Below are 24021 nucleotides of genomic sequence, written 5' to 3' on the forward strand. Positions count from 1 at the left end.
TATGAGAACATATTTAATTAATGATAATGAAGAAGTAATTGTTGATTTAACAAGAACTAAAGTTCATGAGTACAACCTTGTTGAATTTGACTTCTCAACTCTGAAAGATGGCGAGAGAAGTTTACATGAAACAATGTGGCTAAAGAAAATCTGTGGTCAGTATTTCATCTCTAGAGATCAAAGAACTTGGAAGAAGATTCCACGTCAAGATCTTCCATCTCGAGTTGTAAATGTTGACCGTGTTTATTCACTATTTAGAGGGTATAAGCCTTCTGGACTTGGTGGAGCCGACGCAGGTGAGTTCTTAACAAAAATGCCAGGTAAGATTGTAAAAATCAATGTGGAAGTTGGTCAAGAAGTTAAAAAGGGTGATACACTCTTAATTCTTGAGGCCATGAAAATGGAAAATGAAATTAAAACGGGGATTGATGGTACAGTTAAGGCCATCCACGTTAAGGAAGGGGACGCCTTAGAAGAAAACGTTCTCATGTTAGAAGTAGAAGCATAAGGAGAGTAAATGTCTTTTAATAATGGACAAGCACCAAGAAATGACTTCGAAAAAATGAAACAAGATTTAGATAAAGGGCTCAAGTTACTTGGGCCTTTTTTTATTTTTGTTGTTTTATTTGTTTTCGGATACACATCGTTTTACACAGTTGAGCCGGATGAGGAGGCCGTAGTAATTCGTTTAGGTAAGTACGTCGATACAAATCCACCTGGTCTACATTTTAAGATCCCATTTGGTATCGATAATGTAATCAAAGTTAAGGTTAAAACTGTTCTTCAAGAAGAGTTTGGTTTTAGAACAAAGAGTACAAGATCAAGAAGAACTTCTTATTCGAGTCGTAATCTTGATAGTGAATCACTAATGCTAACTGGGGACTTAAATGTTGCTTCAGTAGAATGGGCGGTTCAATACCAAGTCCGTGATCCATTCAAATTTATTTTTCAAACAAGTGAGCCAGTTAGAAATATTCGAGATATTTCTGAGTCAATTATGAGACGTGTTGTTGGTGACCGCTCAGTTACTGATGTTCTTACTGTAGGAAAGGTCGAAATTGAAGCAGATGCCAAAGTACTTATGCAAGAAGTAATTGATAAGTATGACATGGGTGTAACGATTATCTCTGTTAAACTTCAAGATGTTAATCCTCCACAGGTTGTAAAGGCATCATTCAATGAAGTAAACGAAGCTAAGCAAGAACAAGAGAAAGCAATTAATCAAGCAGAAGGTGCTTATAATAAAGTTATTCCTGAAGCTCGAGGAAAGGCCGAGAAAATCGTTTCTGAAGCAGAAGGTTATGCTGCTGCATTAGTTAACCGTGCAGAAGGTGATGTTGCAAAATTTAAGGAAGTATTAAAAGAATATAAGCGTGCGCCTCGTATTACTAAGAAGCGTCTTTATATTGAAGCGATGGAAGGTTTATATAAGAATTATAAAAACCTAACAATCATCGATCCTAAGGTTAAAGGGCTACTTCCTGTATTTGATAAAGGAGGGAAGTAATGAATAAATTAATTCCTTTAGTTGTAATTGTATTTATTGGTTTAGTTTTAGGGAAGCAGTCTATTTTTGTTATTAATGAAGGTCGTCAGGCCATAATTACAGAATTTGGGAAGCCTGTTGGAGAACCTATTACTGAAGCTGGACTTCATTTTAAAAAGCCTTTCATACAAGATGTACGATTTGTAGATAAAAGAATTTTGAGTTGGGATGGGTTTCCAAATCAAATCCCTACAAAAGATAAGAAATTCATTAAAGTAGATACAACAGCTCGATTTAGAATTATGAATGCTCTTAAGTTTATCCAAACAGTACGAAATACTGAGGGGGCAAAGCAGAGACTTGATACGATTTTGGATTCGGCTACACGTAATGTGATTTCATCTCATCAACTTGTTGAAGCGGTTAGAAACTCAAATGCAATCATTGAGAAGTTAGAATCAGCTAAACAAAATGTTAACGAAATTGAAGAAGAAATAACTGGTGACATTGAAAAAGTAGCAGTTGGTAGAGAAAAGTTATCTCAATTAATTGTTGAAAAAGCCGAAGGTGAATTAGAACAATTTGGTATCTCATTAATTGATGTACAGCTTAGACGAATTTCTTACGAGGAATCTGTTGAAAAAAAGGTTTACGAAAGAATGATTTCTGAACGTCAAAGAATTGCTTCAAAAATTAGATCTATTGGATCTGGTGAAAAAGCAAAGATTGAAGGTCGTTTAGTACGAGATCTTCAAACTATACAGTCAGAAGGTTATCGAAAAGCTCAGCTGATTAAAGGTCGTGCAGAAGCTAAAGCAAGTGCTGTTTACGCAAGAGCTTTTAAGCAAGATCCTGACTTTTTTGAGTTTATTAGAACGCTAGAGGCTTATAAGAAATCAATCGATGGAAATACTAAATTAATTATTTCTAATGATAACGAGTTCCTAAAGTTTTTGAGGTAATTTTGATTGAATATGTAATCGCATCAAATCCAGATGACCGTGTTTTAAAGAAAGTATCAGATGCTCTAAATAATGGAGAGCTTGTCTGTATACCAACTGATACAAATTGGGTTGTTATTGCATCTCCTTTTAACAAGAAGGGTGTGGAGAAGATTTATAAGTATAAAAATGCTCCTAAGCTTAAAGCATTTTCATTACTTTGTGATTCCATCTCAATGGCCTCTGAAGTTGCAATAATTGAAGATAATATCTTTCGTTTTATTAAACGACTTATACCAGGACATTTTACTTTTATTTTTGGTGCCAGTAAGAAGATTACGAAAGCCGTTGCTGCAAATAAAACAGATCATGAGGTTGGTATACGATTTGTTCCCTCTACTTTAGTTACACGTTTACTTGAGGTTCACGGGGAGCCTGTTTTATCGACAAATGTTGATCTTAAAAAGTTTTCTAGCTCAGTAACATCATATGATGAAGTTTATTCGTATATGATCGAAGAAGAGTTGGGTGGAGTCGTTTCAATGATTGTTGATCCAGGTGAATTAAGCTTCGCCGGACAATCAACTATTGTTAATTTTACAGAAGGTGGCCCTGATATAATAAGGCAGGGTGCTGGACTACTATAAATAAAGCCTTCTTAATGAAGGCTTTATTTATTTTTCAAATAGAGTGTTAATTAGTTTTTCTGCTGCGCTCAAAGGAGTTTCGACTTCGTTGAGTATGTTGTTGTTAAGCTGATTCCATTCTTCTTGAAGTTTTGGATTTTCTTTTACTTTATTTTCAATTAGTTCGTGGAAAAGTTTGTTTAACCAGGCTTGATTTTGTCTTTTTCTCTTTTGAGTAATCTTTTCCTTATTCTCTTTATATGTCTTATCAATTAAGCCCCAATACTCTTTGATTCCTTCATTATTTAAGGCTGAAGACATGAGAACGTTGGCACCAATTTTTTGATCTGTTTTAATGACACCAAGTGCTGATTTGTATTGAACCATTGTATCGTGCGCTTTCTGCTTATTATCTCCATCTGCTTTGTTGATAATAATATTGTCACATAACTCAATTATTCCTTTCTTTATTCCTTGGAGTTCGTCTCCTCCTCCTGGAAGAAGTAGTACTGAGAAAAGATCGACAATATTTGCTACATCGTATTCTGATTGTCCAACACCAACAGTTTCAATGAGAATCACATCATAGCCGGCAGCTTCACATGCTAGCATTACTTCTCTTGTTTTTAGAGCAACACCACCGAGGTTTCCTGAAGAGGGTGTCGGTCTAATGAATGCATTCTTTTCCTGAGCAAGCTTTTCCATTCTTGTTTTGTCACCAAGTAAACTTCCTCCGCTTAAAGGGGAGCTTGGGTCAATTGCGAGTACAGCAACCTTAAGCCCCTTTGATATTAAGTGTAGGCCAAGAGCTTCAATGAAAGTCGATTTCCCAACACCTGGAGTACCAGATATTCCAATACGAATTGCCTTACCAGTTAAAGGAAGGATTTCATTTAGAAGCTTCTGTGCATTTTTTTGATGCTCAGGTTTTTTACTTTCTATTAAAGTTATAAATTTTGAAAGAGATCGAATATTTCCTGTTTTCAATTTCTCAAGATCAATCTGCATTACTTTTGAGCCTCTTTAATTTTTGTAATTAAGTCTTTTGCGGCATCAGAAATTGTTGTACCAGGTCCATAGATTCCTTTGACTCCTGCTTCATATAAAAAGTCGTAGTCCTTTCTTGGAATTACTCCACCCGCAACAACAAGTATATCTTCTGCATCAAGCTTTTTAAGTTCTTCAATAAGGTCTGGGATTAATGTTTTATGACCTGCTGCTAGTGATGATGCTCCAATTACGTGGACATCGTTCTCAACTGCTTGTTTTGCAACTTCTTCAGGTGTTGAGAAAAGAGGAGAAAGATCAACATCAAAGCCAACATCGGCATAAGCTGTAGCGACAACTTTTGCTCCTCTGTCGTGTCCATCTTGTCCCATCTTTGCAATTAGAATTCTTGGACGACGCCCATAATCTTTTTCAAATTGGTCGATTTCGTTTTTTAAATTCATCCATTCCTCATCACTTTCAAATGATTGTCCATAGACACCTGATACTGTTTTAGTATTAGCGTTATAACGTCCCCACTCTTTTTCAAGAGCGTAAGTAATTTCTCCGACACTACAACGGGCTTCCATTGCTTCGACTGCTAGTTCAAGTCCGTTTCCATTACCTGTTTTTGCATAATATTCAAGTTTGGCCATGCACTCACTAACTTTTGCCTCATCTCTTGCTTCTCGGATTTCTTCAAGCCTCTTAATTTGCTCATTGAGAACTTGTACATTATCAATTTCTAAGACTTCAAACTCATCTTCAGTTGTTGGCCTATACTTATTAACACCAACGATAACATCTTCTCCGCGATCGATCTTTGCTTGTTTGAGAGCTGCTGCTTCTTCAATCTTTAATTTTGGAAGACCAGTTTCGATCGCCTTGGCCATTCCTCCTGCATCATCGATTTCTTTGATCAGTGAACGGGCCTTGTCTGCGATTTCTTGTGTTAGGCTTTCCATCATATATGAACCACCCCAAGGATCAACAGTATTTGTAATTCCTGTTTCCTCTTGAAGAATGATTTGAGTGTTTCTGGCGATTCGTGCAGAGAATTCCGTTGGCAGTGCAATCGCTTCATCAAATGAATTTGTGTGAAGTGATTGTGTTCCTCCAAAGACTGCGGCCATTGCTTCAATCGTTGTTCTGATAATGTTATTATATGGATCTTGTTCTGTTAGTGACCAGCCGGATGTTTGGCAGTGTGTACGTAACATTTTCGATTTAATATTTTTTGGGTTGTACTCTGAAACAATCTCCGACCACAGAAGTCTTGCTGCACGAAGCTTCGCAATTTCCATATAGAAGTTCATCCCAATACCAAAGAAGAATGAAAGTCGTGGTGCAAATGAATCAATTTCCATCCCTGCTTTTATGGCCGTGTTAATATATTCTTTTCCGTCTGCTAGAGTATATGCAAGTTCAAGTGCTGCATCAGCACCAGCTTCTTGAATATGGTAACCAGAAATCGAAATGGAATTAAACTTTGGCATATTTTGAGAAGTATATTCAAAGATATCTGCAATGATTTTCATCGAAGGAGCAGGAGGGAAGATATAAGTATTTCTTACCATGAACTCTTTTAGAATATCGTTTTGAATTGTTCCTGAAAGCTTATCAAGAGAAACACCTTGCTCTTTGGCTGCAACAATATAACCTGCTAGTACTGGAAGTACGGCACCATTCATTGTCATTGAAACAGATACTTTATCTAATGGAATCCCATCAAATAAAACTTTCATATCTTCAACAGTGTCAATCGCAACACCTGCTTTACCAACGTCACCTTTAACTCTTGGGTGATCGGAATCATAACCTCTGTGAGTTGCAAGATCGAAAGCAACAGAAACACCTTGCCCTCCTGCTGCTAATGCTTTCTTGTAAAAGTCATTTGATTCTTTAGCTGTTGAAAAACCTGCATACTGACGAATCGTCCAAGGACGTCCTGTATACATTGTTGCTCTTGGCCCACGAATAAATGGGGCCATACCTGGCATTGTATTTGTTAATTCATTATCTGCAAGATCTTCTTTTGTATATAGGGCCTTCATCTCAATACCTTCAGGTGTTTGAGTAACTTTAGGGCCTTTACCTTTTGTTTCTTTGTCAGCTAGTTCTTTCCAAGCATCAATACTATTGCTCATTTATTCTCCTTCAAACCATTTAACAACAATGTAATCAATTCCTGAGCTTTGTGCTGCTCGTATACCTGTTGGTGAATCTTCAAAAATCAGGCACTCTTCACTTTTAGCGTTGAAATGATTTTGTGCCAGTAAATATGGCTCAGGGTTTGGTTTCCCTTTTTCAACTTCACGTTCTGTTATTATTATTTCAAAATACTTCTTTAATTCACAATGCTCTAGTAAAGGATGAGTTACTTCATATTGGCTTGCAGTTACAAGTGCAAGTTTTAGACCTTTTGAAGTAAGGTTTTCTAGAAGCTTTCTAATGTTTCTATGTCTTATATTATTTGGATCAGACTGGCCAATAAGCCCTATTAATGCTGAGTTCTTTAACTCTAAGAATTCCTCAAGGCTAGCAAGCCCCAGGGCATTTTGTATAAGTGGATAAACCTCTTCATCTGACATGCCAAAGGTTTCTTCCATGGAAGGAATTTCGTTGTTACCACATAATTTTTGTACAACTTGGTAGTGAAGAGGCTCACTATTTAAGATAGTTCCGTCCATATCAAAGAAGATATATTTCTTTTCTTTGGTGTAAGTATCTAATAAGTCGATATCACTATCTTCTAAGTGTAGGAAATCACAAAGTTCTCTATTCATAGTTGAATTTATACCACAAAAGGAAGAAATTGTTGGGTTGTTGTGCAGCGTTAAGTTATTGCGATATAATTAAGAAGATGGAGGAGAATATGAAGAAGAGTAACTCAAGTATTTGCCTAGAGGCCTCGCTTCAAGCTTACTTCTTTGATGAGCTGCATCGAATAAATCAGAAGCGACAAGAACCCTTACCAGATTTATCTATTTATTATTCATCACTTGTTATGGATCGTTTTAGTTTATCTAATCAGTATTTTGAAAAACAAGAGGATGGCAGGGTACGAGAAAAGACTTTGGGAATTAAGTTGTTAAAAAGCGAAGGCCTTTCTGAGTCAGAAAAAAGAAGAGAGCTTAGAGACATTGGTGATACAGCTTTGTTTTTATGTGGATATTTCTCTAATTCAATAAATGAGAAGATCATCGATATCAATTATTATTGTGAGATTGGACGAACAGCTTATCGAAAGCTCGATAGTTATCAAGAATCATTCTACGACTATAAAGGTTTCTTCCAACACTTTTCAAAGCAATTTCATGAATTAACAAATATGATGAGCCTTTTACAAAGTGATTGTAATTTAAACGAAGAGCAGTTTTTGCTCTTCGCTAAAGACGTATCTTAGGAGACATTTCTTTATCTAATGGTTTACCCACTGTAATTGTAATCCAGTTCTGACTTAGAACTTTTTTTACAATTCTTTGAAAGTCCTCGTGTTTAAAATCACTAATTTCTTTATTTGCTTTATAAAAGTAATCAGATCCAAGTCCATGTAAAGTAGGTACTGAATATACGTTAGCATAGTCATCGTTAACTTGAAGATTAAGTTGATTTTGACCCTCAATCATTTTCTTTATTCTATTGAAGTTGGACTTTGATAGTCCCTCTCTTTGAATTTTGGCCAAGATCGAATTTATGGCATCAATTGCTTCCAATGTCTTGTCATGCCCACTTGCCATGTAAATTCCCCAGTAACCAGCTTCAAGTGCATTCATGTGAATTGGTTGAGCAACATAGCATAGACCTTTTCTATCTCTAACATCGACAAAAAGCTCTGAAGATTGTCCGGAAAGGTGAGTTGTTAGCATTTTGAAAACTACATTTTCTTTTGCCGTTAGCTTCTTTGTTTGTGTTGCGATCAATATCTGTGTTTGTTCGCGGTCGAAATCGATATGCTTATTAAGAGTTTTTATTTTTTCAATTTTTTTAATTTCTTTTTTCTTTTCTTTTCTCGGTTTTAAGTCAGAAAAATAGAATTCAACCTTTTCTAAAACCTCTTCAACACTTAAGTCTCCACAGAATGTGATAAGCATCTCTTTTGATTTTAGATTTTTTTCATGCTTTTTTATGAGGTCATCTTTTTTTATGGATCTTATTGATTTCTCATTTCCAATTGTAGAAAGAGAATAAGGATGTCCTTTAAATAATATATTAGTTGCTTCGGTAAAGCATTGCCTTGTTGGATCTGCTTTATTGGCCTCAATCGTTCTTAGGATTAGCTTCTTCTCATGATTTAAGCTCTTTGATTGAAAAGATGGAGTTATAAGTGATTTGAAAAAATGCTTCGATAAGTCAGAAAAGTGTTCGATCTGACCATGCATTGTTATTCCGTAGGCATTCTTTCCAGAGAAGCTATTGAACATTGTTGAGCGACTATCAAGGTCTAGCTTGAGCTTTTCATACGATAGGCCTTTATAGCCTTTTGTTAATTGCGAACTCATTAAGCTGTAGAGACCATTTGTCTTCAATGTTTCATCAACTAGCCCACCTTTTAGGTATGCATGCATTACAAACGTAGGCGTAATAGAGTTATAACGATATAAAAGTTTAATTCCTGGCTTAACTTCAATGACTTGAGTTGCTGGATCATATTTAGACTTTGTAGATTTAATTGTATTATCTTTTCCTGTCTTCTTGATCTGAGCAAGTTTCTTTTTAAATTCAGTGAGTCTAGGTTTAAATTCCTGTGGCTTTAAGTCATTTGGAAGCTGTAGGCTTAAATGTATTGATCGCCCAAAAATTTCAGAATATTTCTTATTAACTTCTTTTAAGCTAATCTTTCTGATCTTATCGATAAATTCTTGTTCAACATCTAGGTCTTTTGCTCCAGCATAACTACTTCCTAGAGAAAACGCATATGACTCAAGAGATTCTTTTTCATAAATTTTAGCAGCGACATATTGATTCTTAATTTTTTTAATATCACTTTCTTTTAGGCCGACTGTTGAAACTTCTGAAATTGTTTTTTCTAATTCTGACATAACTTTTTGATAATTTTCTTTTGGAAAGTTTATTCTCAAAAAGTGTATACCACCATCAGCAAAGAACATAGAAGATGAAGTACAGTTATTAGCAAGAGTGTTTCGTAGAACGAGGTTCTTATATAGTGGAGATGTTTCTCCGTAGCCTAAAGCATTGTAGGCAAGATCTTCAGCAGCGGCTCCATTTGATTTCATTGGAGGGCATTCGATGGCCATTGTTAGCTGGCACATTCTGACATCTTTTTTATGAATTTCAATTGTTGATTTCTTTTGCAAGCTAAAAGAAGGACGCTCAGAAAAAGAACCTTCTGGTAGGTGATAAGACTCAATCGTTTTTTTGTATTTTTCTTTTTCGCTCAAATCACCGGCAACAACTAAAAAAGCATTGGCGTTATTATAGTGGCTATTTCTAAACTCTGTTAATTGTTCTCTAGTGAAGTTCTTAATCGTATTCTCATTTCCTAAAATAGGATGAGCATACCCCCCCTTAAAAGACATTTCTTGAATTCTTTGAAAAGAAAATTGTCCTGGATTGTCCTGACTTCTTCGATATTCTTCAAAGACGACTTCTCTTTCCGGTATTAGGTCCTCTTCTTTAAACATAGGGTTGGAAACCATATCCATTACAATATCGATTGAATTATTAAAGTAGGCTATTGGTGAGTTTATATAGTAACAAGTGTAATCAAATGAAGTGAATGCATTTATTTCTCCACCATATGATTCTACATCGTGAGCAATTTTAGCTCCAGGTCTCTTCTTAGTACCTTTGAAAAACATGTGCTCTAAAAAGTGAGCAATTCCAAAATTACTCTTATCTTCTAAAGTTGATCCGGCCCTGAACCAAATTTGAACTGATGCACTCGTATTACCTGGAACATCGACAAAAATTACTTCTAAACCATTTTTTAGTCTTTCTATTTCATATTTCATTTACATAGCCTTTTATATTTAGGTATCAGTTAATTATAGTCTGTGAAGGACAAAATTAATATGGAAGAAATAAAGTCACTATATATACATTTTCCTTTTTGCCGCCATCTTTGCAATTATTGTGACTTTTATAAGTCTATAAAGGAAGATGAGGCACAATTAGAAGAATTTGAGTCTTTGTTTTCCCAGATGTCTAAAAAGCATCAAGAGATTTTAACAGACAATAACGCTACTTTGAAAAAGCTTGAAACGCTCTATATTGGTGGCGGAACACCAAGTCTATGGGGAATCGAAGGGGCAAAATTCTTAGGTAAATGGATGGAAAAAAATAATATTTCTTTCTGTGAAAAAAATGAATTTACCCTTGAGGTAAACCCTGGAGCATGGACTAAGGATGGGCTTGAAGCTTGGCGAAATATTGGAGTTAATCGCTACTCTTTAGGAATTCAGTCTCTTGATTCGAATTTTTTAAAAATAATCGATAGAGTCCATAACGTGGATGATGTGCATAATACTCTAAAGTTTTTTAAAGAAGGTCAGTATAATTTCTCTGTCGACTTTATGATAGGTCTGCCTTTTTCAAAAAAATACAATCGCGATATCATTTCAGAGTTAACTGAAATCTTAACGTATAATCCAAGTCATATTAGCCTGTATATATTAACAGTTCCTAAGCATTATAAATATTTTCAAGATCTACCAGATGATGAGTGGATAAGTGATGAATATACAAAAGTTGCTCAGTTCCTTTCTATCAATGGCTTTGAACACTATGAAGTTTCAAACTTTGCAAAGCGCTCGAAAGCCTCTGAGCATAATTTAAATTATTGGCGCATGAGATCTGTTGCAGCGCTAGGTCCATCAGCTACAGGCCTTATCCAAAATACACGATATCGATACAAGTGGAAAACCAAGGATGCTCAGGTTGTTGAAGAAAGACTATCAGAGGATGAGTATCAAATAGAGAGGCTCTATATGAACTTACGCTCTAGTGTCGGCTTTCCTATAAAGGATCAGTACTGGGGTGATCTTAGCGAATACGTTCAAAAGTTAAAGAAGGACGGATTGGCCATGGTTGGAGTGAATAAATTTAATCTAACGTCCCGCGGCTTTCTCATCCTTGATTCAATAATGGATGAAATCTTTAAAACATCTAAGTAATTCTAGATACTTAGTCTTTATCTTAAAAAATATTTATCCTCGCCATTGACACTAGGCCATATGCTCCCATCTTATGATTAGAGATAAATTTAAAGAGGTAGTTAAAGATGTCAGAAACTCAAGTTAATGATGAAAATGAAAATAAAAATGAAAAAGAAGTAGAGCTTGAAGCTAAAGAAAATGAAGAGGCTCAAGTTGCTGAGGAAGAAACTACAGATGGTGAGCAAGAAATCTCTGAAGAGATGAAAGAGCTTATGGAATTTAAAGATAAGTTCTATTATGTAGCCGCTGAAATGGAAAACTTAAAAAGACGCCATGAAAAACAGCTACAGGACCAAATGAAATTTGGAACTGAAAAAGTTATGATAGGCCTTCTTGATGTTGTTGATAATTTAGAAAGAACACTTCAGGCCATTGAAAATGATGAAGACGAAAAAGTTAAAAATATTTTCACTGGTGTAGATATGGTTAAAAACCAGTTTTTAGATTGTCTAAAAAATAATGGATTAGAGCTTATTGAAACTGATGGAAAAACATTTGACCCTCATTTCCATGAAGCTATGGCACAGATGCCAGCTGAAGGAAAGGAAGATCAAGAAATAATTCAGACATATCAAAATGGTTACTCACTAAATGGTAGAGTGATTAGAGCAGCAAAAGTAGTAGTAGCTAAAAACTAATATATAAAGGAGATTATAATGGGAAAAATTATTGGAATCGACTTAGGAACAACTAACTCATGTGTATCAGTTCTTGAGAATGGAAAGTACAAAATTGTACCAAATGCAGAAGGGCATAATACAACACCATCTGTAATTGGATTCGCAAACAACGGTGAAACTCTTGTTGGACAAGTTGCCAAAAGACAAGCGGTAACAAATCCATCAAAAACACTATACGGTATCAAAAGACTTATCGGTCGTAAGTTTGATACGCCAGAAGCTAAGCAATTTGCTGATGTAGCTCCATTTGAAATTTACGCAAATGATAATGGTGACGCTTGGGTTAAAGTTGACGGTAAAGCAATGGCACCACAAGAAATTTCAGCAAAAGTTCTTCAAAAGCTTAAGAAAGCAGCTGAAGACTACTTAGGCGAAACTGTTACAGAAGCAGTTATTACAGTTCCTGCTTACTTTAACGATTCACAAAGACAAGCAACAAAAGACGCTGGTAAAATTGCAGGTCTTGAAGTTAAAAGAATTATTAATGAGCCAACAGCAGCGGCACTAGCTTATGGATTAGACTCTAAGCAAGATAAGAATATTGCTGTATTTGACCTTGGTGGTGGTACTTTTGATATCTCAATTCTTGAAATCACATCTGATGGTGTATTCGAAGTTAAAGCAACTAACGGAGACACTTTCTTAGGTGGTGAGAACTTTGATGAAAATATCATTAACTTCCTTGCTGAAGAATTTCAAAAGCAAGAAGGAATTGACTTAAGAAAAGACCAAATGGCACTTCAAAGACTTAAAGAAGCTGCTGAAAAAGCAAAGCATGAACTATCGAATGTTAACTCAACAGATGTTAACCTTCCATTCATTACTGCAGATGCTTCAGGTCCAAAACACTTAAATGTAAACCTTTCAAGAGCTAAGTTTGAATCACTAATTGCAGATCACTTAACTGCTCTTGCTAAGCCATGTTTAACTTGTCTTGAAGACTCTGGACTTGAGAAGAATGAAATTGATGAGGTAATCCTTGTTGGTGGTTCAACTCGTATTCCAGCGGTACAAGAAAGAGTTAAAGAAATCTTTGGTAAAGAAGCTTCAAAAGGAGTTAACCCAGATGAAGTTGTAGCTGCAGGTGCTGCAATCCAAGGTGGTGTACTAGCTGGTGACGTTAAAGATGTACTTCTTCTAGACGTAACACCTCTTACACTAGGGATTGAAACTCTTGGTGGTGTAATGACAACTCTTATTGAGAAGAACACGACTATTCCAACGAAAAAGTCTCAAACTTTCTCAACTGCTGTTGATAACCAGCCAGCTGTTACAATTCACGTATGCCAAGGTGAACGTGAATTTGCTAAAGACAATAAGTCTCTAGGACGTTTCGATCTAAGTGGAATTGCACCAGCTCCAAGAGGTGTACCACAAATTGAAGTTACTTTTGACATCGATGCTAACGGTATCGTAAATGTTTCAGCTGTTGATAAAGCAACTGGTAAATCTCAAGAGATTAAGATTACTGCTGGTTCAGGTCTTTCAGATGAAGAAGTTGAAAGAATGGTAGCTGAAGCAGAAGCAAACAAGGAAGCGGATAAGAAAGCTCGTGAACTTGTTGATACAAGAAATAGTTTAGATGCTCTTATTTTAAGCTGTGAAAAAATGATTAAGGACGGTGAAGGTAAAATTTCTGACGACGATAAATCAAAGCTAGAAGCTGCGATCAATGAAGCGAAAGGAAAACTTCAATCAGAAAACCTTGATGAGTTAAAAGCAGCTCAAGAAGCTCTAACGAATGCTTCTCATGCAGTAGCTCAACAAATGTACCAACAACCAGGTGCTGATGCAGGTGCACAGCAAGCTGGTCCAGAAGCCGGTGCAGATGCTGGAGCTAATGCTGGAAATGATAAGCAAGATGACGATGTTGTCGATGCTGACTTCAAAGAAGTTTAATTAAAAGATAAAATTGAGGAAGGGAGCAGTGTGCTCCCTTTTTCGTAATAAAGAGAAAAAGTTATGAGTGATAAAAGAGATTATTACGATGTTCTGGGTGTCTCAAAAAGCGCAGACAAAAATGAAATAAAGAAAGCTTATCGTAAGCTTGCAATGAAATATCATCCCGATCGTAATCCCGATAATGCTGAAGCAGAAGCAAAGTTTAAAGAAGCTTCAGAGGCAGCAGAAGTACTACTCGATGAAGGTAAGCGCCAAAGATATGATCAGTTTGGACACGCTGGAGTAAACGGCCAAGCCGGTGGATTCGGTGGTGGTGGATTCCAAGGTGGATTTGGCGACTTTGGTGACCTAGGTGATATTTTTGGAGACATTTTTGGTGACATGATGGGCGGAGGCCGAGGTCGTCGTGGCGGACGTCGTCGTCAGGGTGTACCTGGTAATGATCTTCAAATGGCCGTAGGTGTAACTTTTGAAGAAGCGGCATTTGGTGCTAAGAAGACAGTTTCAATTAATAAAGAAACAACTTGTGAAACTTGTAAAGGCTCTGGTGCAAAAGAAGGCTCAGAACCAACTAGTTGTGATATGTGTCATGGAGCTGGTGAAGTAAGACGTCAGCAAGGTTTTTTCACTGTAGCTTCAACTTGTCCTAAATGTCATGGTTCAGGAACAATGATTAAAGATCCTTGTGGTACTTGTCATGGTCAAGGACGCAAGAAGAAAAAAGTTGAACTTGAAGTAACAATCCCTGCAGGTATTGATCATGGACAGAGATTAAAACTATCTGGTGAAGGAGATGCTGGTGCTCAGGGTGGCCCAAATGGTGATCTTTACATTGTTGTAGATGTAAAAGAGCATGAAATCTTCAAGCGCGATGGTTTTAACGTTCATTATACTGTACCAATTAGCTTTTCACAGGCTGCTCTTGGTGCTGAAGTAGAAGTTCCAACTCTTGATGGAAAGGTTGTTGTTGACCTGCCTGCTGGTACTCAATCAGGTAAGAAGATGAGACTTAAAGGCAAAGGGATTCAAAAGCTTGGTGGTTATGGTACAGGTGATGCAATTTTAACTGTTCATGTTGAAACACCAACAAAGTTATCAAAGGAACATAAAGAGCTTTTGGAACAAATTGCTAAGCTAGAAGGAAAGCAATGTCATCCAATGAGCCATGGTTTCATTGATAAAGTTAAAGAATTGTTTAGTTAATTTATTATATGAATGGGAGACTGAGTGTTTTAGTCTCCCATTATTGTTTTTATCTTTTTATTTCTCCTGTTTTCATCTATCCCTATTTCAAATAAAATAGACACTGAATAAATTAAAAAAGGTCTATTATGTTTAAATACATTTCACTAATTGTAATTACATTTCTTGTGAGTTGTAGCGGAATCCAAATGATTAATCGCGACACTTCTCACTTATATACAAAACAATTTCTCGCTAAATTTGATGTAGCAAAAAAGAGTTTTGTGGAAGGGCAAAAAGATGTCGCTCTTCAACAGTTAAATAATATCCAAGATGCAAAATTGAAGCCTGCAGAACTTGCAACAAAGAATAACTTAATTGGTGTCATTAATTATTCAAACGGCAACTTTGAACAAGCTATTTTTCAATTCAATTTGGCCCTTAATAGCTCTCAAGAAGATGGAGAGTTAAGTGCTCAGATTAGACTTAACCTAGCGAGTAGTTATTATAAATTAGATGATCTTGAGAACACATTCAAAACACTTGATGGTACTGACTCTCGTTATCTTTTAAATCGAGATCTCGAAAACTTTCATAAGTTAAGATATCGCGTCTCTAAGGAACTAGACTTTCAAACTGTCGCATTAGATTCTCTTTTATGGCTTAATGCAGGTGCGACGACAGTTGAAGACTTAAAGAATAATAAGTTCTATCCACAATTAGTTACTCAATACTTTATTGTTGATCAATCGCAAAGAGTGAAGATTGTTCAAGACTTTAAAGAAGGCAAAGAGTTTGTTTGTGCATATTTATCATATTTAGAAGTTGAGCAACTTATCAATGAAGGAAATAAAACTAAGGCGCAAGAAGTTGGAAGTTGGATGCAGTCTAACTTTGGAATGTTCCCTGAGATCTTAGCTCTTGTTTCAACTCGATTTGAAATGTTAAAGAAGTATAGCAAGATCAATATGCAATCAATAGGTGTTGTCCTTCCTTTAACAGGTGATAAGAGTAAATTTGGTAAAAGGGCATTAGCTGGAATTGATCACGCAGTAAGAAAGTATAACGAAAGAAATAGCAATAAACCTAACTTTCAACCAATACAAATTAAGATTTTTGATAGCATGGGTAGTGCAATCGTAGGTAAAGAGAAAGTTAGAGAGATGATTGAGCGTGAAAACTCTTCAATTGTTATTGGTGGCCTTTTAAAAGATGAAGCAAGAGCAGAGTATGAAGCTGCAAGAAAGTATGGGGCATTCTTTATTTCATTATCTCAAATCTATACGAATAAAGATGAAAAGAATCATCTCTTAATAGAGGTACCAGGCTCTGTTGAGTCTCAAGTTTCCCTTCTTTTTTCTGAAAAATATTTATCAAAGTATGGAAATAAAGTTTCTATTATTTATCCTAATACAGAAAGTGGCTATGCATATGTTGATTCAGCGTGGAAGATGGCCGAGAAGTCAGGAGCTGAAATTGTAAGTATTCAATCTTTTGATCACAATCAAACAGATCATCGCTCCACTGTAGCAAAGGTCTTAGGCCTATACTTTACTCGTGAAAGACAGGAAGAATATGATCTTCTAAAAGAAGTACATAAGCTTGAGGGGAATACAACAATTAGACGTGTCCAAACACTTGGGCCAATTGTTGACTTTGACTGGGTTCTTTTACCTGCAGCACCTAACGATGCTCTTCAGTTGATACCGTCATTTAATTACTATGATGCTTTCAATGTAACTCTTGTTGGTGGTCCGAATTGGCGTTCACGTCGTATCTCTCGTGAAGCTTCTAAACTTGGAAAGTTACTATTTGTTGACTCTGAGGTACCAAAAACAGATTCAGCTTTTGTTTCAAGCTTTCAAAGACGTTATGACCAAAGGCCAGGAGTTGTTGAAATTCTCGGTTTTGAAAGTATGTCTCTAGCGGCAAATATTCTATCTTTAGGTGAATTTAATAGTCGAGACGAATTAGAGTCTACAGTTATGAATGCACAAAAAGTTGCTGGTATTACTGGGTCTTGGCGTCTACAAGATGATGTTTGGATGAAAGAAATGAGTTTAATGAGCCTTTATAGAGGAAGGCTAAATAAAGTGAACTTCACTACTGAAAAATCGATTGGGGAATAAAATAAGAAGTAGGAAACTGACGCCTTGGGCGTCAGTTATATTACTTCTTTGCTTTAGCAGCGTTGATTCTACGTAAGATTCTAGCTTTTTTCTTAAGTTGAGCTCTTTTCTTACTCATCTTTGCAATAGTCTTCTTTCTACCTGCACCCATAATTTTTCCTTTTGCGTAGTGTTAGAAAATAGTTCAGTTATACTAGTTAAAAATAATGATTTTGACAAGTACTAAGTACCATTTTCACTGATTTGAAGGGGAGCTTTGTCCCTAAATGTTTTTATTAGTTGTCAATAAAACGACCTAAATGGTACATTTTACATAATATAAGCAAATGGATTGCTATTAAAAGGTGTAATGGAATGTGCGCTGCAAAGAAAAAAACAGCTTCAAAGAAGAAGGCGACTGCCACTTCTAAGAAAAAAGTTGGCAAAAAAGCCGCTAAAAAAGCAACTAAGAAAAAAGTTGTAAAGAAAAAAACTTCACGTAAGAAAACTTCTACTAAGAGTAGTAAGCCTAGTTTATCGTCTGCATTTGTAGATGAACTATCAATAAAGTCAAAAAGGGATACTACAGATTTAGGTGCAAACCTAGAGATGAAGAAGGCTGCCCTTCGTGCCAGAAGAATTCATTGGAATGAAGACAAGCGTAAGATTGCAATTGATATGCTCGAGCGTTATACGGGCCATGATTTTGGTGATTTTCAGCAACAGATTATTCTTACGAACTTTCACTACTACGTAGAAAGATTTAATGCACTATTAGATGATCATATTTATACGCAGGGTTCTGCATTTAAGGCATCGAGTTCAAAGAAAGCCAAAGTAACAATTATTGAGTTTGGTGTTGGTGCTGCAATGGCCGCATTAATTGGTGAATTAATTTCAGTAATTCAACCGAAGGCCGTTCTGTTTTTAGGATTAGCTGGTTCAGTGCACCCATCACTTAAAGTTGGTGACTTTGTTCTACCTATTGCCTCGATTCGAGCAGAAGGTGTTACTGAGCACTTTCTTCCTAGGGAAGTTCCTGCCCTTCCAACATTTAAAGTACAAAAATTTGTTTCTCAAATATTATTAGAACATGGACACGATTACCGTACTGGAACGATCCACTCTACAGATTACCGTTTTTGGGAGTTTGATGATCGCTTCAAAGAACGATTAATCGAGCAAAGAGTTTTAGCAGTTGAAATGGAAACAGCGGCACTTTTTGTTTCTTGTTTTGTTAGTAAGGTAAATATTGGAGCACTACTTTTAATCTCCGATTGTCCAATGACTAAAGATGGTATTAAAACGAAGAAGTCTGCTAAATCAGTCTTCAGAAAGTATACAGATATTCACATTGAATTAGGGATTGAAGCTATGGCAGACATTGCTGAGCGCGGTGAGAATATCAGACATTATCATTGGTAAAATTTTATAAAGGAATATGAAATGTTAAAGCAATTTTTTAATTTCTTCTCAAACGATTTAGCAATTGATTTAGGGACTGCAAACATTCTAGTTTACGCAAAAGATAGAGGGATCATTGTTAATGAACCTTCAGTTGTTGCTGTTCACCAAGGATATAAAGGAACTGGATCAAAAGTTCTTGCTGTCGGTGCAGAAGCAAAGCAAATGCTTGGTCGTACACCTGGTTCAATTCAAGCGATCCGTCCAATGAGAGACGGTGTTATTGCTGACTTTGAAGTAACAGGTGCCATGCTTAAGTATTTCATCCAAAAATCACTATCAGGTTCTAAGTTAGTAAAACCTAGAATTATCATTTGTATTCCATTTGGTATTACTCAAGTTGAAAAACGCGCAGTAAAGGAATCAGCTGAGCAGGCTGGTGCAAGAGAAGTTTATCTTATTGAAGAGCCGATGGCTGCAGCAATTGGTGCAGGACTTCCAATTACTGAACCATCAGGGAATATGATTGTTGATATCGGTGGTGGTACTACTGAAGTTGCCGTTATCTCTTTAGGTGGGATTGTTTACTCACAATCAGAAAGAGTAGCAGGTGATAAATTTGATGAGGCAATTGCTTCATACATTAAGAAAAAGTATTCATTATTAATTGGTGAAAGAACTGCAGAGCAAATCAAAATGTCGATTGGTAATGCATATCCTTTTGATGATGAAGTAAGAACATATGAAGTTAAGGGGCGTGACCTTGTCGCTGGAGCTCCGAAAATTATTGAGGTAACTTCGGATGAGATTAGAGATGCACTTTCTGATCCTATTGCTGAAGTTGTTGAAGCAATTAAAACTTCATTAGAGAAAACACCTCCTGAGCTTGCAGCTGATATCGTTGATAACGGAATCATCCTAGCTGGTGGTGGATCACTTCTTGCTAACCTAGATGTACTTATTAAAGAAAGAACAGGATTACCTGTTGCTCTTGCTGAAGATCCTCTTACATGTGTAGTTCGTGGATGTGGTAAGGCACTTGAGTCAATTGACCTGCTTAAGCAAGTTGCGACTCTTTCTTAATTAGGCATAGGTTATATTTTGAATTCTGAAAAACTATTCATCGAATTAGAGCTCTCTGATATTAATTTAAAAATCAGAGAGCTTGTTGCCACAAAAAATAAACTGAAAATTTGGACCAATTCACAACAGGTCTCTTCTGTTCTAATTAATGGAATTGATGGTAACGTTCTTACCGTTGAAGAAGGCGTTCATATTCAGGGTGAAGTGATGGCGACATTTACGCTTCGACAAATGAGCTATTTCTTCAAAGGAGAGATAGACTCTGATCGAATTACTTTAAAAGGTAAGGTTTACCGAAGCGAGAGAAGAGAAGATATGAGGTTTAATGTTTCTTATATGACTTCTTCATATTTATACTTTGATGTCATCGATGAAGAGGTTCAAAACGAAGGGCCAGATAATATCCTTCACTTCAATAAGGCAAAGAATAAAGAAGAATCTTTTATTAAAGACTTCTCAAGTAGTTTAGATGACTTCCCAGAGTTTAGGGGAGCAAAATTAGTTGATGTCTCAAATTCTGGTGCTTCATTTGTAATGTCATTGCAAGATTTTAAAAACTACGAAAATAAGCGATTCTCTATTGGTACTTTAGTATTAGAGAAAAAGTCATTTGATATTAAAAATATTCAAAAGGTTTATGATATCGACTATGTGAATTTTAGACTCGATAATATTCCTATGAAAAAAATTGGTGTTCACTTTGAAGCAGGTGAGGACTTAAAGAATTACCTAGATGAGTTAGATGACAAGTCTATTATTTTAACTTCACTTGATGAGGAATTTAATAAGTATATAAATCAACAGTCTCAGGAGTAGTCCATGTTACGACTTCTAGTCCTTATAAACTTATTCTTTATTACATCTTGCTCACTTATGAGCTTAGAAAAAAGCGTTGAACTTAAACCTGCTGAGATTCGTTTTAAACAAGTCGAAGTAAGTGGTGAGTATCTAGTTAAGACTAGGACAGGCTTTGGAAAAAACAATAGTTTTATCAAAAAAATTGAAGTTGTATCAATGCATAATGAGAATAATGCATTTGAAAAAACAATAACAATTTCTAAGAAAAGAGAAATCATGCCCAAGGTTGAATTCTTGGCACCTTTTGAATATGAATCAACATATTATTTAAATAAGGATACTTATACTGTAAGAGGTAAGGTGGACTGGAGAAGAAGAGAGATTGTTTATAATTTAAATTCTCCAGAATATAAGTGGCTTGGTCAAAAGAGATATAAATTTACAGATGATATAAAAGCTCTATGCTTTTATTCAAACTTAATTGAATGTGCGAAGATCTCTGGCTTTATAAGCAAAGCAATTGAGAAAAGAAATGGTGATATGTCTTTTCATGTCCTTTGGGAAAGCTACCCATACTTTCAAGAACAATATATCAATATGCCTAAAGAAATTGTTTCTAAAGCTGTTTTAACTTTTGATAGTTTTGATAAGAAAGGCAATTATCGATTCCTTCTTTCGGTGGGAGGACAATCAATTGTTTATACCTTGAATAAGAATCTAAACCTTGTCGGCCATTACTGGGCAGCGCAGGGATTAACAAAAGAGATTATTGAATGAAATTATTTTTAAAGTCATTACTGACATTATTTTTTGCCATTACAACAATCTTTTTTGCACTTAGATTAACACCGGGTGATCCTGTCGAAAGACTTTTAGGTCCTGAGGCTAAAGTCGAAGAAGTCCATAAGGTAAGAGCTGACTTTGGTTTAGATAAAAGTATTCCTGCACAATATGTAGACTTCGCTGAAGGAATTCTTACTTTCGATTTGGGTAAGTCTTATGTTAAGAAAAAGCCTGTTGTTAATTTAATTCAAGAACACTTATCCCCAACACTCGTTCTTGCTCTAATATCAATTATTCTAGCGACACCTATTGGAGTAATTGTAGGTGTTGTTGCAGCGGTGAAAAAATCAAAACTTCCAGATACCTCAATAAGAGTTTTAACTCTAACTTTACTTTCATTTCCTATATTTTCTTTAGCACCAATGTTGGTATTAGTATTCTCAATTTGGCTTGGAATCTTTCCCGTATCACAGTGGTTGTCTTACAAACATATGGTAATTCCTGTTGTAACACTCGTTCTTCCACTATCATCAGTTATTGTAAGAGTAATGCGAAATAAGTATCTCGAAGAAGAGTCTCAATTATGGGTTCTAGTATTAAACGCAAAAGGTCTTTCAAGTAGGGCCGTGATTTATCGCTTAATAAAGATATGTATGCCAACAATTTTAAATGTTGTAGCAATCCAGTTGTCAGTCGTTTTAGCGGGAACAGTAATCACGGAAACAATTTTTGATATTCCTGGACTTGGCTCATTACTATTTGAAGCAATAAATAATCGCGATTATCCGCTTGTCCAAGGAGTCATTGCTTATTCAACTGTAATTTATATGCTTGTATACGTAATGGTTGATTATGTGAATGAAAAGCTTGATCCGAGGATTGCATAATGAGTTCTAAAAAGCATACAAGAAAAATTAATAAAGAAATTATAATTGGTGGTGCAATTTTATCTTTATATATTCTTTGGGCCTTTGGTTGGTTAATGACTAATGGTGGAAGTTATATTCCTGAAAGTATTATCTCACACGAGTTATTTTCTCCTTTTAGTCATGACTATATTTTAGGTACTGATATTAATGGTCGAAGCTTATTTAAAGTATTAAGTGTTGGCCTGATATATACAGTTGGTATCTCTTTACTGATTAGTATCAGCTCTTGCGTTATTGGAATTGTAATTGGTTATCTTTCTGCAATTAGAATAAAGTTTATTTCTGAAATAATGGATATGTTAACTAACTTAATTTTCATTTTTCCAAGTATTCTGCTAGCAATCCTAGTTATGTCTTTTTCTGGACAATCTTTCTCGGGATTAGTGCTATGTTTAATATTTACGTCGTGGCCAGGCTATGCGCGAATCGCCCGTGGTGAAACGATGAGAGTTCTTAATTTAGGTTATGTAGAAAGTGCACGTGCAATTGGTGTAGGTGAATTTCGTTTATTTTATAAGTCAATTTTACCAAGTATTATACCTGTAATTTCGATACACTTTGTCTTAGGGATAAGTGGGGTTATAATAAGTGAAGCAAGTTTAGGTTTTCTAGGCTTGGGTGCTAGCGAGTATTCTTGGGGAGCAATTTTGGCAATGGCCAAACTTGTACTACTTGAAGCGCCTCACGTTGTTATTGTTACAAGTTTACTAATGACTGGTTTAATAATTTCATTAAACCTATTTAGTGATGGTCTAAGAGATTACTTAGATCCAAAGCTTAAGAACTAAAAAAGGCAAACGCACATGAATAAAGAATTAGGTCAATTATTTATAACTGGTATTTCAGGTAAGCAGCTTAGTGCTGAAGAAGAACAGTTTATTCAAAAAGAAAATATCGGTGGTGTTATTCTTTTTTCACATAACTATGAATCTCCTGCACAATTAGCAGAGCTTGTTAATAATATTCAATCACTACGTGATAACTATCCTCTTTTTATCGCTACTGATCATGAAGGTGGTCGAGTTCAACGCTTTAAAGATGGATTTACTAAAATCCCATCTATGTTAGATGTTACTAAGAAAGAGTCTCCAAAGCTTTGTTTTGAAATCTCTCAATTAATGTCTAATGAATTATTAAGTTGTGGTGTTAACCTCAATTTAGGGCCTGTTTGTGATATTTTTACAAATCCTAAAAATAGTGTCATTGGTGATCGTGCATTTGGTAAGAATGCTGATGATGTTAGTAAGTATATTTCTGCAATGATTAGGGGACAGCAGACTTCTGGAATTATGTCTTGTGCAAAACACTTCCCAGGACATGGTGATACTCTAGAGGATTCGCATTTTAAACTTCCTATAGTTAATAAATCACTGGATCAATTAAGAGAGCAAGAATTTATACCATTTGTAAAAGCGGTAAAAGCAAGAGTTGACATGGTAATGATGGCGCACCTTAAAGTTGATTCAATTGATCAGGAAAATATATGTACATTTTCTCCTAAGGCCTATGAGCTTATTAGAGAAGAACTTAAATTCAAAAAAGTGATCATTACCGATGATATGGAAATGAAGGCCATTTCTGAAGATCTCTCTCTTGGTGAAGCTGCTCTAAAAGCACTTAAGGCCGGGGCTGATCTTATTGAATATCGTTCATTTGAAGCTTGTCGTAGTGCATATGAGTATGTGAAGGATGCCGTTAATAGTGGGGAATTTACTCCGCAGGAAGTTTCGAGTCGATATGAACGAATTCTTGAACTTAAGAAGAAGTATCTTTCAAATTATTCTCCTATTTATATTCCTGATGTCGCAGGTCAGGTAGGAACAGCGGAGAATCATAATCTCGTTGAGCAGGTTAGTCAGGCATAGTTTTTCTCGGCCTAACTCAACTGGCCATAATTGCCTCTAACTGCTTGAAATCAATTATTTTTGATATTC

21 protein-coding genes are annotated in these 24021 nt (G+C 35.8%); 17 read left to right on the forward strand and 4 right to left on the reverse strand.

Annotated elements, in window-relative coordinates; all coding sequences use genetic code 11:
- Window position 1 precedes the first annotated feature (1 nt).
- From ACN5L8_RS08655 to ACN5L8_RS08670, 4 genes are read left to right on the forward strand one after another with little or no spacing between them, the layout of a single operon-like run.
- A complete protein-coding gene (locus ACN5L8_RS08655; RefSeq protein ID WP_199506606.1) occupies window positions 2-508 on the forward strand; it encodes an acetyl-CoA carboxylase biotin carboxyl carrier protein subunit in 507 nt (168 codons plus the stop codon).
- 9 nt (window positions 509-517) lie between these two features.
- Window positions 518-1507 carry an FtsH protease activity modulator HflK gene (hflK, locus tag ACN5L8_RS08660; protein WP_114705846.1) on the forward strand — a complete coding sequence of 330 codons (990 nt, stop codon included), beginning with the start codon at window positions 518-520 and terminating at the stop codon, window positions 1505-1507.
- Window positions 1507-2448, forward strand: coding sequence for a protease modulator HflC (hflC, locus tag ACN5L8_RS08665; protein ID WP_412473893.1), 942 nt, complete (start codon window positions 1507-1509; stop codon window positions 2446-2448). Before hflK ends, hflC begins: the two co-directional genes overlap by 1 nt.
- Before the next feature lie 2 nt (window positions 2449-2450).
- Window positions 2451-3074: an L-threonylcarbamoyladenylate synthase gene (locus tag ACN5L8_RS08670; protein ID WP_158536776.1), complete on the forward strand. Its 624-nt coding sequence runs from the start codon at window positions 2451-2453 to the stop codon at window positions 3072-3074.
- Between the two features lie 27 nt (window positions 3075-3101).
- Here the strand turns inward: ACN5L8_RS08670 and meaB are convergent, their stop codons facing one another.
- Genes meaB through ACN5L8_RS08685 form a run of 3 tightly spaced genes read right to left on the reverse strand, consistent with a single transcriptional unit; the run spans window position 3102 to window position 6826 of the window.
- Window positions 3102-4061, reverse strand: coding sequence for a methylmalonyl Co-A mutase-associated GTPase MeaB (gene meaB / locus ACN5L8_RS08675; protein ID WP_412473892.1), 960 nt, complete (start codon window positions 4059-4061; stop codon window positions 3102-3104).
- Window positions 4061-6187: a methylmalonyl-CoA mutase gene (scpA, locus tag ACN5L8_RS08680; protein ID WP_419172825.1), complete on the reverse strand. Its 2127-nt coding sequence runs from the start codon at window positions 6185-6187 to the stop codon at window positions 4061-4063. The genes meaB and scpA overlap by 1 nt, the downstream gene beginning before the upstream one ends.
- A complete protein-coding gene (locus tag ACN5L8_RS08685) occupies window positions 6188-6826 on the reverse strand; it encodes an HAD family hydrolase (protein ID WP_412473890.1) in 639 nt (212 codons plus the stop codon).
- A gap of 89 nt (window positions 6827-6915) precedes the next feature.
- On the opposite strand from ACN5L8_RS08685, the gene ACN5L8_RS08690 reads away from it, so the two are divergent.
- Window positions 6916-7446, forward strand: a complete 531-nt coding sequence (locus ACN5L8_RS08690) for a hypothetical protein (RefSeq protein ID WP_412473889.1) — start codon at window positions 6916-6918, stop codon at window positions 7444-7446.
- Here the strand turns inward: ACN5L8_RS08690 and ACN5L8_RS08695 are convergent.
- Window positions 7430-10015, reverse strand: coding sequence for a M16 family metallopeptidase (locus ACN5L8_RS08695; protein ID WP_120405569.1), 2586 nt, complete (start codon window positions 10013-10015; stop codon window positions 7430-7432). The two genes, ACN5L8_RS08690 and ACN5L8_RS08695, sit on opposite strands and share 17 nt — an antisense overlap.
- A 60-nt stretch (window positions 10016-10075) precedes the next feature.
- On the opposite strand from ACN5L8_RS08695, the gene ACN5L8_RS08700 reads away from it, so the two are divergent.
- From ACN5L8_RS08700 to nagZ, 12 genes are all read left to right on the forward strand, one after another.
- A complete protein-coding gene (locus tag ACN5L8_RS08700; RefSeq protein ID WP_419172826.1) occupies window positions 10076-11176 on the forward strand; it encodes a coproporphyrinogen-III oxidase family protein in 1101 nt (366 codons plus the stop codon).
- Between the two features lie 107 nt (window positions 11177-11283).
- Window positions 11284-11856: a nucleotide exchange factor GrpE gene (gene grpE, locus ACN5L8_RS08705; protein WP_419172827.1), complete on the forward strand. Its 573-nt coding sequence runs from the start codon at window positions 11284-11286 to the stop codon at window positions 11854-11856.
- Window positions 11857-11874: 18 nt separating this feature from the next.
- On the forward strand, window positions 11875-13797 hold the full coding sequence (gene dnaK / locus ACN5L8_RS08710; RefSeq protein ID WP_114705836.1) for a molecular chaperone DnaK: 1923 nt from the start codon (window positions 11875-11877) through the stop codon (window positions 13795-13797).
- Window positions 13798-13860: 63 nt separating this feature from the next.
- Window positions 13861-15003 carry a molecular chaperone DnaJ gene (gene dnaJ / locus ACN5L8_RS08715; protein ID WP_419172828.1) on the forward strand — a complete coding sequence of 381 codons (1143 nt, stop codon included), beginning with the start codon at window positions 13861-13863 and terminating at the stop codon, window positions 15001-15003.
- Window positions 15004-15131: 128 nt separating this feature from the next.
- On the forward strand, window positions 15132-17111 hold the full coding sequence (locus ACN5L8_RS08720) for an ABC transporter substrate-binding protein (protein ID WP_419172829.1): 1980 nt from the start codon (window positions 15132-15134) through the stop codon (window positions 17109-17111).
- Between the two features lie 354 nt (window positions 17112-17465).
- The gene (locus tag ACN5L8_RS08725; RefSeq protein WP_114705833.1) at window positions 17466-18515 is read left to right on the forward strand and encodes an AMP nucleosidase; all 1050 of its coding nucleotides are present in this window, start codon (window positions 17466-17468) and stop codon (window positions 18513-18515) included.
- A gap of 21 nt (window positions 18516-18536) precedes the next feature.
- Window positions 18537-19577 carry a rod shape-determining protein gene (locus tag ACN5L8_RS08730; protein ID WP_021266421.1) on the forward strand — a complete coding sequence of 347 codons (1041 nt, stop codon included), beginning with the start codon at window positions 18537-18539 and terminating at the stop codon, window positions 19575-19577.
- An 18-nt stretch (window positions 19578-19595) separates the two neighbouring features.
- Entirely contained in the window at window positions 19596-20393 is a 798-nt protein-coding gene (locus ACN5L8_RS08735) for a hypothetical protein (RefSeq protein ID WP_120405567.1), read from the forward strand.
- Between the two features lie 3 nt (window positions 20394-20396).
- Window positions 20397-21152 (forward strand): hypothetical protein, encoded by a 756-nt coding sequence (locus tag ACN5L8_RS08740; protein ID WP_419172830.1) that lies wholly within the window; start codon window positions 20397-20399, stop codon window positions 21150-21152.
- The gene (locus ACN5L8_RS08745) at window positions 21149-22045 is read left to right on the forward strand and encodes an ABC transporter permease (RefSeq protein ID WP_419172831.1); all 897 of its coding nucleotides are present in this window, start codon (window positions 21149-21151) and stop codon (window positions 22043-22045) included. Before ACN5L8_RS08740 ends, ACN5L8_RS08745 begins: the two co-directional genes overlap by 4 nt.
- Window positions 22045-22875 (forward strand): ABC transporter permease, encoded by an 831-nt coding sequence (locus ACN5L8_RS08750; protein WP_419172832.1) that lies wholly within the window; start codon window positions 22045-22047, stop codon window positions 22873-22875. Before ACN5L8_RS08745 ends, ACN5L8_RS08750 begins: the two co-directional genes overlap by 1 nt.
- A gap of 15 nt (window positions 22876-22890) precedes the next feature.
- Entirely contained in the window at window positions 22891-23952 is a 1062-nt protein-coding gene (gene nagZ, locus ACN5L8_RS08755; protein ID WP_419172833.1) for a beta-N-acetylhexosaminidase, read from the forward strand.
- Window positions 23953-24021 lie beyond the last annotated feature (69 nt).

Source organism: Halobacteriovorax sp. (assembly GCF_048381875.1).
GTDB lineage: Bacteria > Bdellovibrionota > Bacteriovoracia > Bacteriovoracales > Bacteriovoracaceae > Halobacteriovorax_A > Halobacteriovorax_A vibrionivorans.

What these genes read in the sequence shown, in the direction of transcription:
- ACN5L8_RS08655 (WP_199506606.1), top strand. Translation starts at nt 2, where the DNA reads ATGAGAACATATTTAATTAATGATAATGAAGAAGTAATTGTTGATTTA.
- hflK (WP_114705846.1), top strand. Translation starts at nt 518, where the DNA reads ATGTCTTTTAATAATGGACAAGCACCAAGAAATGACTTCGAAAAAATG.
- hflC (WP_412473893.1), top strand. Translation starts at nt 1,507, where the DNA reads ATGAATAAATTAATTCCTTTAGTTGTAATTGTATTTATTGGTTTAGTT.
- meaB (WP_412473892.1), bottom strand. Translation starts at nt 4,061, where the DNA reads ATGCAGATTGATCTTGAGAAATTGAAAACAGGAAATATTCGATCTCTT.
- scpA (WP_419172825.1), bottom strand. Translation starts at nt 6,187, where the DNA reads ATGAGCAATAGTATTGATGCTTGGAAAGAACTAGCTGACAAAGAAACA.
- ACN5L8_RS08685 (WP_412473890.1), bottom strand. Translation starts at nt 6,826, where the DNA reads ATGAATAGAGAACTTTGTGATTTCCTACACTTAGAAGATAGTGATATC.
- ACN5L8_RS08690 (WP_412473889.1), top strand. Translation starts at nt 6,916, where the DNA reads ATGAAGAAGAGTAACTCAAGTATTTGCCTAGAGGCCTCGCTTCAAGCT.
- ACN5L8_RS08695 (WP_120405569.1), bottom strand. Translation starts at nt 10,015, where the DNA reads ATGAAATATGAAATAGAAAGACTAAAAAATGGTTTAGAAGTAATTTTT.
- ACN5L8_RS08700 (WP_419172826.1), top strand. Translation starts at nt 10,076, where the DNA reads ATGGAAGAAATAAAGTCACTATATATACATTTTCCTTTTTGCCGCCAT.
- grpE (WP_419172827.1), top strand. Translation starts at nt 11,284, where the DNA reads ATGTCAGAAACTCAAGTTAATGATGAAAATGAAAATAAAAATGAAAAA.
- dnaK (WP_114705836.1), top strand. Translation starts at nt 11,875, where the DNA reads ATGGGAAAAATTATTGGAATCGACTTAGGAACAACTAACTCATGTGTA.
- dnaJ (WP_419172828.1), top strand. Translation starts at nt 13,861, where the DNA reads ATGAGTGATAAAAGAGATTATTACGATGTTCTGGGTGTCTCAAAAAGC.
- ACN5L8_RS08720 (WP_419172829.1), top strand. Translation starts at nt 15,132, where the DNA reads ATGTTTAAATACATTTCACTAATTGTAATTACATTTCTTGTGAGTTGT.
- ACN5L8_RS08725 (WP_114705833.1), top strand. Translation starts at nt 17,466, where the DNA reads ATGTGCGCTGCAAAGAAAAAAACAGCTTCAAAGAAGAAGGCGACTGCC.
- ACN5L8_RS08730 (WP_021266421.1), top strand. Translation starts at nt 18,537, where the DNA reads ATGTTAAAGCAATTTTTTAATTTCTTCTCAAACGATTTAGCAATTGAT.
- ACN5L8_RS08740 (WP_419172830.1), top strand. Translation starts at nt 20,397, where the DNA reads ATGTTACGACTTCTAGTCCTTATAAACTTATTCTTTATTACATCTTGC.
- ACN5L8_RS08745 (WP_419172831.1), top strand. Translation starts at nt 21,149, where the DNA reads ATGAAATTATTTTTAAAGTCATTACTGACATTATTTTTTGCCATTACA.
- ACN5L8_RS08750 (WP_419172832.1), top strand. Translation starts at nt 22,045, where the DNA reads ATGAGTTCTAAAAAGCATACAAGAAAAATTAATAAAGAAATTATAATT.
- nagZ (WP_419172833.1), top strand. Translation starts at nt 22,891, where the DNA reads ATGAATAAAGAATTAGGTCAATTATTTATAACTGGTATTTCAGGTAAG.